Origin of the sequence: Streptomyces sp. 549 (genome assembly GCF_030124175.1) — a bacterium.
GTDB lineage: Bacteria > Actinomycetota > Actinomycetes > Streptomycetales > Streptomycetaceae > Streptomyces.
This window is the reverse complement of record NZ_JASKMT010000015.1, coordinates 14,778-28,699: the sequence shown is the minus strand read 5'-3', so window position 1 is coordinate 28,699 and position 13,922 is coordinate 14,778. Positions and strand designations below refer to the sequence as shown.

Sequence of the window (13,922 nt, the reverse complement as noted above, 5' to 3'; positions counted from 1 at the left end):
CTCAGCGCGCGGTCTGCTCGTGCACGTACGCCACGAGCCGGGTGAGGGCCTCGGGGTCGGTGTCGGGCAGCACGCCGTGGCCGAGGTTGAAGACGTGGCCGGGCAGGTCGCGGGCTGAGTCCAGGACCCGGCGGGCCTGCGTCTCGACGGCCTCACGCGGGGCGAACAGCACGGCCGGGTCCAGGTTGCCCTGGATCGCCTTGCCGGGGCCGACCCGGCGGGCGGCCTCGTCGAGCGGCACCCGCCAGTCGGCGCCGACCACGTCGGCGCCCGCTTCGGACATCAGGTCCAGCAGTTCCCCGGTGCCGACGCCGAAGTGGATGCGCGGCACGCCGTAGCCGGCCACCGCGTCGAAGACCTTCGCGGAGGAGGGCATGACCCGGGTGCGGTAGTCCTCGGGCGTGAGCGCGCCGACCCAGGAGTCGAACAGCTGGACCGCGCTGGCTCCGGCCTCGATCTGGACCTTCAGGAACGCGGAGGTGATGCCGGCGAGGCGGTCGAGCAGTTCGGCCCACAACTCGGGCTCGCCGAACATCATCGCCTTGGTGTGCTCGTGGTTGCGGGACGGGCCGCCCTCCACAAGGTAGCTGGCCAGGGTGAAGGGGGCGCCGGCGAATCCGATCAGCGGAGTGGTTCCGAGCTGCTCGGTGAGCATGCCGACCGCGGCCGTCACGTAGTCCACGTCGTCGGGCTCCAGCGGGCGCAGCTGCGCCAGGTCGGCGCGGGAGCGGATCGGCCGGGCGACGACCGGGCCGACGCCGGGCTTGATGTCGAGGTCGATGCCGATGGCCTTGAGCGGGACCACGATGTCGCTGAAGTAGATCGCCGCGTCCACCTGGTGCCGCCGCACGGGCTGCAGGGTGATCTCGGTGACCAGATCGGGCCGCATGCAGGAGTCGAGCATGGCGATGCCCTCGCGGAGCTTGCGGTACTCCGGCAGCGAGCGGCCGGCCTGCCTCATGAACCAGACCGGCGTGTGCGGCACCGGCTCGCGGCGGCACGCCTTCAGGAAGGCGGAGTCGTACGTCTTGCTCGGCGGGCCCGTGGGGCGGTCATCGGCACTCACGGGCGCAGTCTCCCACGCGGGCCGGTGCCGGTGACAACTCGGCCGGAACGGGACCGCGGTGCGCGGGTGTTCGGCGTCACAGAACGCGGTGGGGCGGATCGGCTGTTCGGGGGTGTTCCTACCGGGTTGGGCGGGCGCTTCGGCCTACTGTTCCGCCCATGGCAGCGGCGCGAGCACAGATGGCTGAAGGCCCCGACGACGATGCGCTTCCGCCGGCTTTCCGGCGTGCGGTGGCGGCGCTCGGCAGGGTGTCCTGCCGTCCCGAGGTGCGCATCGACCCGATGCCGGCGCCCAAGCGGCTGGCACCCTTCGCGCACGCCGTGGAGGCGTCGGTCGAGGTGGACGGGGAGGAGCTGGCCGACGGGCGGTTCGTGCTGCTGCACGATCCGCAGGGGCAGGACTCCTGGCAGGGCACGTTCCGGGTGGTGACACTGACGCGGGCCGAACTGGAGGCTGAGATGGCCGCCGATCCACTGCTGCCAGAGGTCACCTGGTCGTGGCTGACGGGCGCGCTGCAGGCGAGAGCCGTGGCGTGCGGGCAGGCGGGCGGCACGGTCACCCGGGCCTCGTCGCACTACTTCGGCGCACTGGCGGACCGGGTGCCGCAGGCGGAGATCGAGATCCGCGCCTCGTGGACGCCGATGGGTCCGATGGGGGTGCCGGACACCGCCGAGCACCTCGCCGCGTGGTGCGACCTGCTGTGCCAGTGTGCCGGGCTGCCCCCGGAGCACGGCGACGGGCGGCACGGGGGTGGGGGTGTGGTGCCGCTTCCGCCGCGCCGTGGCCCGCACCCGCTCTGAGTGGACGGCCACAGCCGCTCCGAGCAGGACTGCTGTGCGGGTCCGCTCGACCCTGTGTCCGAATTGCGAAATTTATCCTCACTCGTTCGTGATCTTCTCCTAAAGCAGGACCGCGTTGCTGCCGAAGGTCCTTTTGACCCTTCCACCCGGCAGCAGCGGCTCGTTTCCGGAGCCGGCAGCCATCCCCTGACTCCACTCCCCAGGAGGCCCGGTGTCTGTTCTCCTCGAGCACCCCACAAGCCCGGTCGCCTACCGCCCGAACAAGCCGACGGCCATGGTCGTCGTCGCAGACCCCCGAGTCCGTTCCACCGTGACCCGGCACCTCTGGGCGCTGGGCGTGCGGGACGTAATCGAGGCGTCATCGATCGCGGAGGCCCGTCCCCGAGTCGCCAACCCACGTGACATCTGCGTGGCCGACGTCCACCTTCCCGACGGCTCCGGCCTGACCCTGCTGTCCGAGACCCGGGCGGCGGGCTGGCCGAACGGCCTGGCCCTGTCGGCCGCCGACGACATCGGCGCGGTGCGCCACGCCCTCGCCGGCGGCGTAAAGGGCTACGTCGTCACCGGCACCCGCAACAACCTCGCCATGGCCGCCCGGCCCGGCGCGGCCCCCATCGGCGCGGCAGCCGCCCGGCTGCACCGGCGTCCGCCCGGCGCCCCCGGCCACCCCGGCGGCCACCGCGAGCTGTCCGGCCGCGAGGTCGAGGTCCTGCGACTCGTCGCCGAGGGCCAGTCCAACAAGGCCATCGGCGTCTCCATGGGGCTCTCCGCCCTGACCGTCAAGAGCCACCTCGCCCGGATCGCCCGCAAGCTCGGCACCGGCGACCGCGCGGGCATGGTGGCCGTCGCCCTGCGCACCGGCATCATCCACTGACCCCACCCGCGACCAGCGGCCCGACCGACCGGACGCCCGAACCGACCGGTCACCCCCGCGGCCGGCGCGGCGACACGCCCGCCGCGCGCACCCCGCCGGCCCCTTCCGGGCCGAGCACCCCCGCCCCGTCCGGGGCCCTCCCCACCCGGGGACCGCCCGCCCGCGGCACCCGGTGCGCATCCCCGCAGCGCCCGCCGACGTAACGTTCCGTCGGCGGGCGCTGCGCGGTCCGTACACACGGATACCCTTGTCGGGTGACCGACGCCCAGAAGATCGCCGCAGCCAGCACAGCCCAGGAACCGTCCCCGGACACCGGTCCGGCGCCGACCCCCCTGCTGGAGCCGCGAGAGGGCATTCCGCCGGTGGTCGCGGACGCCGAGGCACTCGCCGGCGTCGTCGCGGCCTTCTCCGCCGGCACCGGACCCGTCGCGGTGGACGCCGAGCGGGCGTCGGGCTACCGCTACGGCCAGCGGGCCTACCTGGTGCAACTTCGCCGCACAGGCGCCGGCAGCGCACTGATCGACCCGGTCGCCTGCCCCGATCTCTCCGCCCTGGACACCGCGCTCGCGGACAGCGAGTGGGTGCTGCACGCCGCCTCCCAGGACCTGCCCTGCCTGCGGGAGATAGGCATGCGCCCGCGCCGGCTGTTCGACACCGAACTCGCCGGACGGCTCGCCGGCTACCCCCGGGTCGGCCTGGGGGCCATGGTCGAGGGCGTCCTGGGATACGCCCTGGAGAAGGGGCACTCCGCCGTCGACTGGTCCACCCGCCCGCTTCCCGAACCCTGGCTGCGCTACGCCGCGCTCGACGTGGAACTGCTGGTGGACCTGCGGGACGCACTGGAGGCGGAACTGGATCGGCAGGACAAGCTGGACTGGGCCCGCCAGGAGTTCGAGGCCCTCGCGCTCGCTCCCCCGGCACCGCCGCGCAAGGACCCCTGGCGGCGCACCTCGGGCATGCACAAGGTGCGCAGGCGCCGTCAGATGGCCGTGGTCAGGGAGCTGTGGCAGGCCCGGGACGAGGTCGCCAGGCGCCGCGACGTCTCCCCCGGCAAGGTGCTCACCGACGCGGCGATCGTGGAGGCCGCACTCGGTCTGCCGGACTCGGTGCGCGCGCTCACCGCGCTGCCCGGCTTCGGGCACCGGATGGGGCGGCGGCAGCTGGAGGAGTGGCAGGCGGCGGTGGACCGGGCCAGGGCACTGCCGGACTCGGAGCTGCCGCAGCCGGGCCAGGCACCGGGCGGACCGCCGCCGCCGCGCTCCTGGGCGGAGAAGGACCCGGCCGCAGCCGCGCGGCTCGCCGCCGCCCGTGCCGCGGTGACCGCGCAGGCCGAGCTGCTGCGGCTTCCGCAGGAGAACCTGATCACCCCGGACACCGTGCGCCGCCTGTGCTGGGAGCCGCCGGCCGACCTGTCGGCGGAGGCCGTCGCGGACGCGCTGCGCGGCTACGGGGCCCGCGCGTGGCAGGTTGAACAAACGCTTCCTCTGCTGGCCACGGCCCTGGCCGCGGCGCCCCCGGCGGAGTAGCCGCCGCCCGCGGACCGGCGCGGATGTGACACGCACCGCACCGGTCCCGGTGGGGCGGGCCTTGCCACTTGGTTACCGACAAGTAGCATGGAGGTCGGGAAGCGCGCCGCCCGGCGGCGGCATTCTCCCGGGGGCAACCCCGGAACTCCCGGCCGCACCCTGCAGGAGGAGAGCCAACGTGCCTCGTACCGCTAGGGACGTCGTCTTCGTCGACGGCGTCCGCACCCCGTTCGGCAAGGCGGGCCCCAAGGGCATCTACCACGAGACCCGCGCCGACGATCTGGTCGTCAAGTGCATCCGCGAGCTGCTGCGCCGCAACCCGGGCCTGGCGCCGGAGCGCATCGACGAGGTCGCCCTCGCCGCGACCACCCAGATCGGCGACCAGGGCCTCACCCTGGGCCGCACCGCGGGGATCCTCGCGGGGCTGCCGCAGACCGTCCCCGGATTCTCCGTCGACCGCATGTGCGCCGGCGCGATGACCGCCGTGACCAGCACCGCGGGCTCGGTCGCCTTCGGCGCCTACGACATCGTCGTGGCCGGCGGCGTCGAGCACATGGGACGCCACCCGATGGGCGAGGGCGTCGACCCCAACCCGCGCTTCGTCTCGGAGAAGCTGGTCGACGAGTCGGCCATGTTCATGGGCATGACCGCGGAGAACCTGCACGACCGGTTCCCGCACCTCACCAAGGACCGCGCCGACGCCTACGCCGTGCGCAGCCAGGAGAAGGCCGCCAAGGCCTACGCCAACGGCAACATCCAGCCCGACCTGGTCCCCGTCTCGGTGCGCCGCACCAACGCCGAGGCCGGCGAGACCGGCTGGGGCCTGGCGACCGCCGACGAGCCGATGCGCCCCGGCACCACGCTGGAGATGCTGGCCGGCCTGAAGACGCCGTTCCGGGCGCACGGCCGGGTCACCCCGGGCAACGCCGCCGGCCTGAACGACGGCGCCACCGCCTCGCTGATCGCCGCCGAGGACGTGGCGCGCGAGCTGGAGCTGCCCGTCAAGATGCGCCTGGTCTCCTACGCCTTCGCCGGCGTCGAGCCCGAGGTGATGGGCATCGGCCCGGTGCCGTCCACGGAGAAGGCGCTCGCCAAGGCGGGCCTGTCCATCGACGACATCGGCCTGTTCGAGATCAACGAGGCGTTCGCCGTGCAGGTCCTGGCACTGCTGGACCACTACGGCATCGCCGACGACGACCCCCGCGTCAACCAGTTCGGCGGCGCGATCGCCTTCGGGCACCCGCTCGCCTCCTCCGGCGTCCGGCTGATGACGCAGCTGGCCCGCCAGTTCGAGCAGCAGCCGCACGTGCGCTACGGCCTGACCACCATGTGTGTCGGCTTCGGCATGGGCGGCACCGTGATCTGGGAGAACCCGCACTTCGACGGAGGAGCCAAGTGAGCAACACCGCAGAGCTGTTGAAGGGCGCAGCCGAGCTGTTCCCGGACGAGGTGGTGACCCAGGCGCACGTACGGCACCTGGACCTGCCCGCCGGAGCCGGCCGCTTCGCGCTCATCACGCTGGACAACGGTTTCGACCACACCAAGCCGACCACGTTCGGCCCGCAGTCGCTGGCCAACCTCGACGCGGCGATCGACCAGGTCGAGGCCGAGGCCGCGGCGGGCGAGATCGTCGGTGTCGGCGTGACCGGCAAGCCGTTCATCTTCGCCGTCGGCGCCGACCTCAAGGGCGTCGAGCTGCTGAAGCGGCACGAGGACGCGCTCGCCATCGGCAAGGGCGGCCACGAGGTCTTCAAGCGGCTGCCCGCGCTGGCCGTGCCCACCTTCGCCTACTACAACGGCGCGGCGATGGGCGGCGGTGTCGAGGTCGGCCTGCACTGCGGCTACCGGACCGTCTCGCAGTCCATCCCCGCCTTCTCGCTGCCCGAGGTCTTCCTCGGCCTGGTGCCCGGCTGGGGCGGCTGCGCGCTGCTGCCGAACCTGATCGGTCCGGAGCGGGCCGTGCAGGTCATCGTCGAGAACTCGCTCAACCAGAACCGGCAGCTCAAGGGCAAGCAGGTCTACGAGCTGGGCATCGCCGACGCCATCTTCGAGGGCGCGGACTTCCTGGAGCAGTCGCTGCACTGGACCGCGGCCGTACTGACCGGCCAGCTCCAGGTCGAGCGCCCCGAGATCGACCGCGGCGAGTCCTGGGACCGGGCCGTGGCCCGCGGCCGGGAGATCGCCGACAGCAAGGTGCACGGCGCGGCGCCCGCCGCCTACCGGGCACTGGACATCATCGCCGCGGCCAAGGACGGGGACCTCCAGAAGGGCTTCGACGCCGAGGACACCGCGCTGGCCGACCTCATCATGGGCGGCGAACTGCGCAGCGGCATCTACGCCTTCAACCTGGTGCAGAAGCGCGCCAAGCGTCCCGCCGGCGCCCCGGACAAGAGCCTGGCCCGGCCGGTCACCAAGGTCGGCGTGGTCGGCGCGGGCCTGATGGCCTCGCAGCTGGCGCTGCTGTTCGCCCGCCGTCTGGAGGTGCCGGTCGTGCTGACCGACATCGACCAGGAGCGCGTGGACAAGGGCGTGGGCTACGTCCACGAGGAGATCGACAAGCTGCTGCTGAAGGGCCGGGTGGGCCAGGACAAGGCCAACCGCCTCAAGGCGCTGGTCACCGGCTCGCTCGACAAGGCGACCGCCTTCTCCGACGCCGACTTCGTGATCGAGGCCGTCTTCGAGGAGATGGGCGTCAAGCAGAAGGTGTTCGCCGAGGTCGAGGCGGTCGTGCCCGCGCACGCCATCCTCGCCACCAACACCTCCTCGCTGTCCATCACCGAGATGGCCTCGCAGCTGAAGAACCCCGAGCGGGTCGTCGGCTTCCACTTCTTCAACCCCGTCGCGGTGCTGCCGCTGCTGGAGATCGTCCGTGCCGAGCGCACCGACGACGCCTCGCTGGCCACCGCGTTCGCCGTGGCCAAGAAGCTGAAGAAGACCGCCGTACTCGTCAAGGACGCCCCGGCGTTCGTGGTGAACCGCATCCTCACCCGCTTCATGGGCGAGGTGCTGGGCGCCATCGACGAGGGCACCCCGGTGGAGGTCGCCGACCGTGCGCTCGCGCCGCTCGGCCTGCCGATGTCGCCCATCGTGCTGCTGGAGCTCGTCGGCCCGGCCGTCGCGCACCACGTCGCGGGCACCCTGCACGGCTCCTTCCCCGACCGGTTCGGTGTGTCGGAGAACCTGGGCCGCGTCGTCGAGGCGGGCAAGCGCAGCCTGTACCGCCACGACAGCGGCACTCCCGAGCTGGACCCGGAGGTCGCCGCGCTGTTCCAGGTCGGTGACACCCACCTCACCGAGGAGCAGGTCCGCGACCGGGCGCTGAACGCCATCGCCGAGGAGATCGGCCTGATGCTCGCCGAGGGTGTCGTCGCCGAGGCGCAGGACGTCGACCTGTGCCTGATCACCGGTGCCGGCTGGCCGTTCCACCTGGGCGGCATCACGCCGTACCTGGACCGGGCCGGCGTCAGCGAGCGCGTCACCGGGCGCACCTTCCACGCCCCGGGCGTGGCCAGCGTGCCCGCGTAACTCCGGGGCGACGGGCGGCCCACGCCGCCCCGGCCTCCACGGCGCCCGTCCGCAGTCCGCTGCGGGCGGGCGCCGCCGCGTTCCCAGGCCGACGGCGCCGGAGACGTTCACCTGCTAGGTGTCAGGCGAAGTGAGCTAGGAATCCCCTCCCCTTCAGGGAGGGGAGGTTTCAAAGGCCCCGCGCATAGGATGCCGACATGAGCTATCTGATCACTGGTGGAGCCGGATACATCGGGGCGCACGTGGTGCGTGCGCTGACCCTGGCGGGTGAGGACGTCGTCGTCCTGGACGACCTGTCCAGCGGCCTGCGCGAGCGGGTCCCGCAGGACGTGCCGCTGGTGGAGGGCTCGGTGCTCGACGCCGGACTGCTCGACCGCACCTTCGCCGAGCACCGCATCGAGTGTGTGGTGCACCTGGCGGCGAAGAAGCAGGTCGGCGAGTCCGTGGAACGGCCGCTGCACTACTACGAGCAGAACGTGCAGGGCCTTCAGGTCCTGCTGGGCGCCGTCGCCCGCGCGTCGGTGCCGCGGTTCGTGTTCTCCTCCTCGGCGGCCGTCTACGGCATGCCCGACGTGGACCTGGTCACCGAGGACACACCCTGCGCGCCGATGAGCCCCTACGGCGAGACGAAGCTCGCCGGCGAGTGGCTGGTGCGGGCCGCGGGCCGGGCGCACGGCGTGTCCACCGCCTGCCTGCGGTACTTCAACGTGGCGGGCGCGGCGACCCCCGAACTGGCCGACACCGGCGTGTTCAACCTGGTGCCGATGGTCTTCGAGAAGCTCACCGCCGGTGCGGCGCCGCAGATCTTCGGCGACGACTACCCCACCCCTGACGGCACCTGCGTGCGGGACTACATCCACGTCGAGGACCTGGCCGAGGCGCACGTCGCCGCGGCCCGCGCCCTCATCGAGAGCGCGGGGGGCGACGGCGGACCGCAGGAGCTGACGGTCAACATCGGCCGCGGCGAGGGTGTCTCGGTGCGGGAGATGGTGGACCTGATCGCCGAGGTGACCGGCCGCCCCGAGCCGGCCGCCGCCGTCACCCCGCGCCGCCCCGGCGACCCGGCCCGCGTGGTGGCGTCGGCGGAGCGGATCGCCAAGGAGCTGGGCTGGACCGCGCGGCACGACGTGCGGGACATGGTCGTCTCCGCGTGGGAGGGCTGGTGCCTGCGGTATCCGGAAGCTGCGGCTCCCGCCGGCACGCCCGGCTGAGCCGGTGGCCGCACACCCGGCTGAGCCGGTGGCCGCCCTGCCGCTGGTCGTGGTCGACGCCGCCAACGTCGTCGGGTCGGTGCCCGACGGGTGGTGGCGCGACCGGCACGCCGCCGCCGAACGCCTCCGCGACCGCCTGGTGCCGTACGCGGCCGACGGCGTCGCGGCCCTGCCGGGGCCGGTGGATCTGGTGCTCGTCGTCGAGGGCGCGGCCCGCGCGGTCGCGTCCGTCGACGGCGTGCGCTGCGTGGCCGCGCCGGGCGAGGGCGACGACACGATCGTCGCCGTCGTCGCCGAGCGGGGCCGCGACCGGCCCTGCCTGGTGGTGACGGCGGACCGCGCCCTGCGGGCCCGCGTGGCCGCCCTGGGCGCCGCCGTCACCGGCCCGTCGGCGGTACGGCCGGGGGGCGGCGGGAAGCCGACGGGCCCGTAGGACACCGGAACGCCCAGCTCACTGGGGTCCACGGCCACGGAGGCGGCGGCGTTTCAAGGGCGGACTCCTAGCCGATGGCGGCCAGAAGTTCGCGGTCTGTGGCGGGCAGCAGGGCGGCGGACTCGTCCGCGCCGGGCTCACCGTGCGAGGCGTACGCGCTGACAGAGGAGACGTAGGTCCAGTGGCGTGCCCGCGCGCCCAGGGCCGCAACTGCCCTCCGTACGAAGCCTGGCTGCCATGACACCTCGAACACAGCGTCCCACACCCCGCCACGCAGGGACGCGTATGCGCCGGGATCACGCCGGTCCGCGACCACCAAGCGGGCGCCCTCGGCCACGGGCCCGCTGTCGCCTCTGGCCAGACAGGTCACGCGGTGGCCACGTTCGAGGGCCTGCCGAGACACCTCACGCCCCAACCAGGCAGTGCCGCCGAGGACCAGGATCTCCATGCACTCCATGGCCGAACTCAAGCAGCACGGGCCGTCCACGCCAAGGGACTTCCGCTGTGGGAGGAGCCGGCCGCCCTGACCGTTCCCTCAGGACCGGGAGGCGGTCGGCCGCCGGTATCCCACGAGCGCTACCGCGGCGGGTCGACGCGCTGGTAGATGACCGCGCCGTCCACCACCGCGGCCCGCTCGTAGCGGGCCTTGAGCAGGGCGGTCAGCCGGGGCATGCGGGAGGGGCGGTAGGGTGCGCCGCGTGAGTCGTCGATGATCAACCGGGGCGGGTTCGTCGTCAGCTCGGCCATCAGCGTCGGCCATGAGCCCTCCACGCCGTACCGCTCGCCCACGTTGAGGCCGTTGCGCCCACCGCTGAAGTTGGTGAGCAGCCCCGCTGTCAGGTAGCGCGAGGCGGGCTTGCGGTCGGCGAACCAGTAGTGCTCGGGGTGCATGCCCCAGAAGAGGACCTCCTCGTCCGGTTCGGTGCGGGCCTGCACGGCGGCGGCGAGCTTCTGCGAGTGGTCCAGCTCGGCGGTGCCCGCGGTGGCGGCCCAGCCGGTGAAGAGCGTGCAGCTGACCAGTGAGCCGATGACGGCGCCGCGCAGCCAGTCCGCGCTGAGCAGTTGCAGGGCCCCCGTCCCGAGCATGACCAGCGGCGGCAGCAGTTGCAGGTAGTAGTGGCCGAAGAAGTGGAATCCGGTGACGACGGCCAGCGCGGACGCCACCAGCCACACCCACAGTTCCGCGGTGAGCACTCCCCTGCGGTCCGTGCGGCGGCGCAGTACCGCGATCAGCGGCACGGTGAGTCCGGCGGCGCCGGCGGTGAACAGGGCCGTGTTGACCAGCCCCCGTCCCAGCACGTGGAGTTCGGAGCCGGTGAAGGAGGCGTAGGAGCCGGAGCCGGTCACCGTCCAGAACAGGCACCGGGCGAAGCCGGTGAGCGCGGCGACGGCGAGCAGTGGCGCGGCGAAGCCCGCGGCGGTACGCAGGGCGGCCTGGCGGCGGTCGGGGCCGCGCGGCACGGACCGCCACAGCAGGTAGAGCACCGGCAGCAGTACGGCCCCGCCGGTCTGCTTGACCAGGACGGCGCCGGCCACCGCCAGGCCGGCCGCGGCCCAGCGGCGGCGGTCGGCACACCAGACGGCCGCCGCCGTCATCGGCAGCATGAACACCTCGAAGGAGGCGGCCTGGGTGTCCTCCGGGTTCAGGCCGACGGACGCCAGCAGACACAGCACTCCGGCCGTGACGCCCGCCCGGTCGCCCCAGCGGCGCCGGGCGAGCGAGGCCAGGATCGCGGCGGTCGCGGCGACGGACAGCACCGCCAGCACTTTCAGCGGCCACAGCGAGGCGTCGCCGAACACCGCGAACGCCCCCTGGTACAGCCACGGCATGAGGGGAGGTTTGCGGTCGACGACGTTGTCGTAGAGCGTGCCGCCGTCGGCGAGCATCCGGGCCTGGGTGGCCAGGAAGCCCTCGTCGGGATTCCACAGCGGACGGCTGAAGGACGGCAGCCGGACGGCGGCGGAGACCACGAGCAGCACCGGCAGCAGGCCCGCCCAGTAGCGCAGCGAGGGACGGGTGGCCACCGCCGTGCGGAGCCTTTCCCGCCGCGGTGCTCGGGAGCCGCGTGGGGCGGGGATCGTCGCGGTGCGCCGGCCGTCGGAGACGGAGAGCATGGTCCTGCCCTGCGGCGGCTTCGCGATCGGCATGGGCTCCAACCTATCCGGCCCCGCACGCCTTGCCGGGCAAGGGGGCGTGCGGGGCCGGTGGTTCTGTCGGGGGTCGGGTCAGTCGCGGGTGCGCTCGCGCGGAGCGGCGGCGTCCTCGAAGCGGCCGTCGATGCGCGAGACCAGGCCGGTGACCTGGCGGGCGATGTCGGGTGCGGTGAGGCCGATCTCGGCCAGGACCTCCTTGCGGGAGGCGTGGTCGAGGAAGCGCGGCGGGATGCCGAAGTCGCGCAGCGGCACGTCCACCCCGGCGTCGCGCAGGGCCTGGGCGACGGCGCTGCCGACGCCGCCGACGCGGCTGTTGTCCTCGACGGTGACGACCACGCGGTGGCGCTCGGCGAGCGGCGGCAGCGCCGCGTCGACGGGCTTGACCCAGCGGGGGTCGACGACGGTGGTGGAGATGCCCTGCTTCTCCAGCAGCCCGGCGATCTCCAGGCACATCGGGGCCAGCGCGCCGACCGAGACCACCAGCACGTCCGGCCGGTCGGCTCCGGCGTGCCGCAGCACGTCCATGCCGCCGACGGTGCCCACAGCGGGCACGGCCGGTCCGACGGCGCCCTTGGAGTAGCGCACCACCGTGGGCGCGTCGTCGACCGTGACGGCCTCGCGCAGCTGGGCGCGCAGCTGGTCGGCGTCGCGCGGCGCGGCGATGCGCAGGCCGGGCACGACCTGGAGGATGGACATGTCCCACATGCCGTTGTGGGAGGCCCCGTCGGTGCCGGTGACGCCGGCCCGGTCGAGTACGAAGGTGACACCCAGGCGGTGCAGGGCGACGTCCATCAGGACCTGGTCGAAGGCGCGGTTGAGGAACGTGGCGTACACCGCGAACACCGGGTGCAGCCCTGCGGTGGCCAGTCCGGCCGCGGAGACCGCGCCGTGCTGCTCGGCGATGCCCACGTCGTAGACGCGTTCGGGGAACGCCTCGGCGAACTTGTGCAGGCCGGTGGGGCGCATCATGGCGGCGGTGATGGCGACGACGTCCTCGCGCTCCCGGCCGAGGCGGACCATCTCCTCGCCGAACACCGACGTCCAGTCGGCGCCTGAGGTGCTGACCGGCAGGCCGGTGTCGGGGTGGATGACACCGACGGCGTGGAACTGGTCGGCCTCGTCCTGCCGGGCCGGCTGGTAGCCGCGGCCCTTCTCGGTGAGGCAGTGCACGATGACCGGGCCGCCGAACCGCTTGGCGCGCTGGAGCGCGGACTCCACGGCGGTGATGTCGTGGCCGTCGATCGGGCCGACGTACTTGAGGCCCAGGTCCTCGAAGAGGCCCTGGGGGGCGATGAAGTCCTTCAGGCCCTTCTTGGCGCCGTGCAGCGTGTCGTAGAGCGGGCGGCCGACGACGGGGGTGCGGTTGAGCACCTCCTTGCCGCGGGCGAGGAAGCGCTCGTAACCGTCGGTGGTCCGCAGCGTCGCGAGGTGGTTGGCGAGGCCGCCGATGGTGGGCGCGTAGGAGCGCTCGTTGTCGTTGACGACGATCACCAGCGGCCGGTCCTTGGCGGCGGCGATGTTGTTCAGCGCCTCCCAGGCCATGCCGCCGGTGAGGGCTCCGTCGCCGATGACGGCCACCACGTGGTCGCCGGTGCGGCGCAGTTCGTTGGCCTTGGCGATGCCGTCGGCCCAGCCGAGCACGGTCGAGGCGTGGCTGTTCTCGATGACGTCGTGCTCGGACTCGGCGCGGGAGGGGTAGCCGGAGAGGCCGCCCCTGGTCCGCAGCCCGGAGAAGTCCTGCCGACCGGTGAGCAGCTTGTGCACGTAGGACTGGTGGCCGGTGTCGAACAGCACCTTGTCCCGGGGCGAGTCGAAGACCCGGTGCAGGGCGATGGTCAGCTCCACCACACCGAGGTTGGGGCCGAGGTGGCCACCGGTCCTGGACACGGCTCCCACCAGGAAGTCACGGATCTCAGCGGCCAGCTGGTCGAGCTGCTCCGGGCTGAGTCCGTCGAGGTCGCGCGGTCCCTTGATGCGGGTCAGCGTCGCCCCATCGTCACCCGCTTCGGGCTGACGATCGTCGCGCGGCACCTTTGGCACTGCGCCTCCTTAGCTGTTGAGCCGGTACGGGCCTGAGCCGATCCGTCGAGTCTAATGTTCCGCCCGGACGGGCGTACTCCGGAGGGTGCGAGATGCGTCACGCGAACGTACGACCGCGTACGTCGGGCGTCCGTCGGGCGTCCGTCGGGCGTACGTCGGGTGTGTCTCGGGGGCGGCGGGCTCGGAGCTGGCTCGGCAGCCGGTGTCCGGCGCACGCGCGGCGCCCGCCGGCACGTGCCGCCCCTGCGCGGGACGGGTGGTGCCGGCGGGCGCCGGGTGGTGCGGTGCCGCGG

General features: G+C 73.2%; 10 protein-coding genes and 1 pseudogene. 7 read left to right on the top strand and 4 right to left on the bottom strand.

The features are described from left to right. Position 1: 1 nt before the first annotated feature. Positions 2 to 1,066, bottom strand: a complete 1,065-nt coding sequence (gene hemE, locus QNO07_RS17530) for a uroporphyrinogen decarboxylase (RefSeq protein WP_283993032.1) — start codon at positions 1,064 to 1,066, stop codon at positions 2 to 4. Between the two features lie 158 nt (positions 1,067 to 1,224). Here hemE and QNO07_RS17525 point away from each other — a divergent pair, with 158 nt between their 5' ends. The 7 genes from QNO07_RS17525 (at position 1,225) to QNO07_RS17495 (ending at position 9,435) form a co-directional block, all read left to right on the top strand. Further along, complete coding sequence (locus QNO07_RS17525) at positions 1,225 to 1,866, top strand: DUF3000 domain-containing protein (protein ID WP_283993031.1); 642 nt, start codon at positions 1,225 to 1,227, stop codon at positions 1,864 to 1,866. A gap of 211 nt (positions 1,867 to 2,077) precedes the next feature. Next, a complete protein-coding gene (locus QNO07_RS17520) occupies positions 2,078 to 2,740 on the top strand; it encodes a LuxR C-terminal-related transcriptional regulator (protein WP_283993030.1) in 663 nt (220 codons plus the stop codon). 254 nt (positions 2,741 to 2,994) lie between these two features. Beyond that, positions 2,995 to 4,266, top strand: coding sequence for an HRDC domain-containing protein (locus QNO07_RS17515; RefSeq protein WP_502961870.1), 1,272 nt, complete (start codon positions 2,995 to 2,997; stop codon positions 4,264 to 4,266). Positions 4,267 to 4,444: 178 nt separating this feature from the next. Next, positions 4,445 to 5,665, top strand: coding sequence for a thiolase family protein (locus QNO07_RS17510; RefSeq protein WP_283993029.1), 1,221 nt, complete (start codon positions 4,445 to 4,447; stop codon positions 5,663 to 5,665). Beyond that, positions 5,662 to 7,791 carry a 3-hydroxyacyl-CoA dehydrogenase NAD-binding domain-containing protein gene (locus QNO07_RS17505; protein WP_283993026.1) on the top strand — a complete coding sequence of 710 codons (2,130 nt, stop codon included), beginning with the start codon at positions 5,662 to 5,664 and terminating at the stop codon, positions 7,789 to 7,791. The genes QNO07_RS17510 and QNO07_RS17505 overlap by 4 nt, the downstream gene beginning before the upstream one ends. A 197-nt stretch (positions 7,792 to 7,988) precedes the next feature. Then, a complete protein-coding gene (gene galE / locus QNO07_RS17500; protein ID WP_283993025.1) occupies positions 7,989 to 9,002 on the top strand; it encodes a UDP-glucose 4-epimerase GalE in 1,014 nt (337 codons plus the stop codon). A gap of 4 nt (positions 9,003 to 9,006) precedes the next feature. Next, entirely contained in the window at positions 9,007 to 9,435 is a 429-nt protein-coding gene (locus QNO07_RS17495) for an NTP pyrophosphohydrolase (RefSeq protein WP_283993024.1), read from the top strand. Between the two features lie 88 nt (positions 9,436 to 9,523). On the opposite strand, the pseudogene QNO07_RS17490 reads toward QNO07_RS17495, so the two are convergent. The 3 genes and pseudogenes from QNO07_RS17490 to dxs all read right to left on the bottom strand — a co-directional run. After that, positions 9,524 to 9,883, bottom strand: a pseudogene (locus tag QNO07_RS17490) (NAD-dependent epimerase/dehydratase family protein); the annotation flags it as partial. Positions 9,884 to 10,011: 128 nt separating this feature from the next. Next, on the bottom strand, positions 10,012 to 11,583 hold the full coding sequence (locus QNO07_RS17485; RefSeq protein ID WP_283993023.1) for an ArnT family glycosyltransferase: 1,572 nt from the start codon (positions 11,581 to 11,583) through the stop codon (positions 10,012 to 10,014). Positions 11,584 to 11,661: 78 nt separating this feature from the next. Then, a complete protein-coding gene (gene dxs / locus QNO07_RS17480) occupies positions 11,662 to 13,572 on the bottom strand; it encodes a 1-deoxy-D-xylulose-5-phosphate synthase (RefSeq protein WP_283993135.1) in 1,911 nt (636 codons plus the stop codon). Positions 13,573 to 13,922: the final 350 nt, after the last annotated feature.

Coding starts and splice junctions, on each gene's coding strand:
- QNO07_RS17525 (WP_283993031.1), top strand. CDS start 1,225: ATGGCAGCGGCGCGAGCACAGATGGCTGAAGGCCCCGACGACGATGCG.
- QNO07_RS17485 (WP_283993023.1), bottom strand. CDS start 11,583: ATGCCGATCGCGAAGCCGCCGCAGGGCAGGACCATGCTCTCCGTCTCC.
- galE (WP_283993025.1), top strand. CDS start 7,989: ATGAGCTATCTGATCACTGGTGGAGCCGGATACATCGGGGCGCACGTG.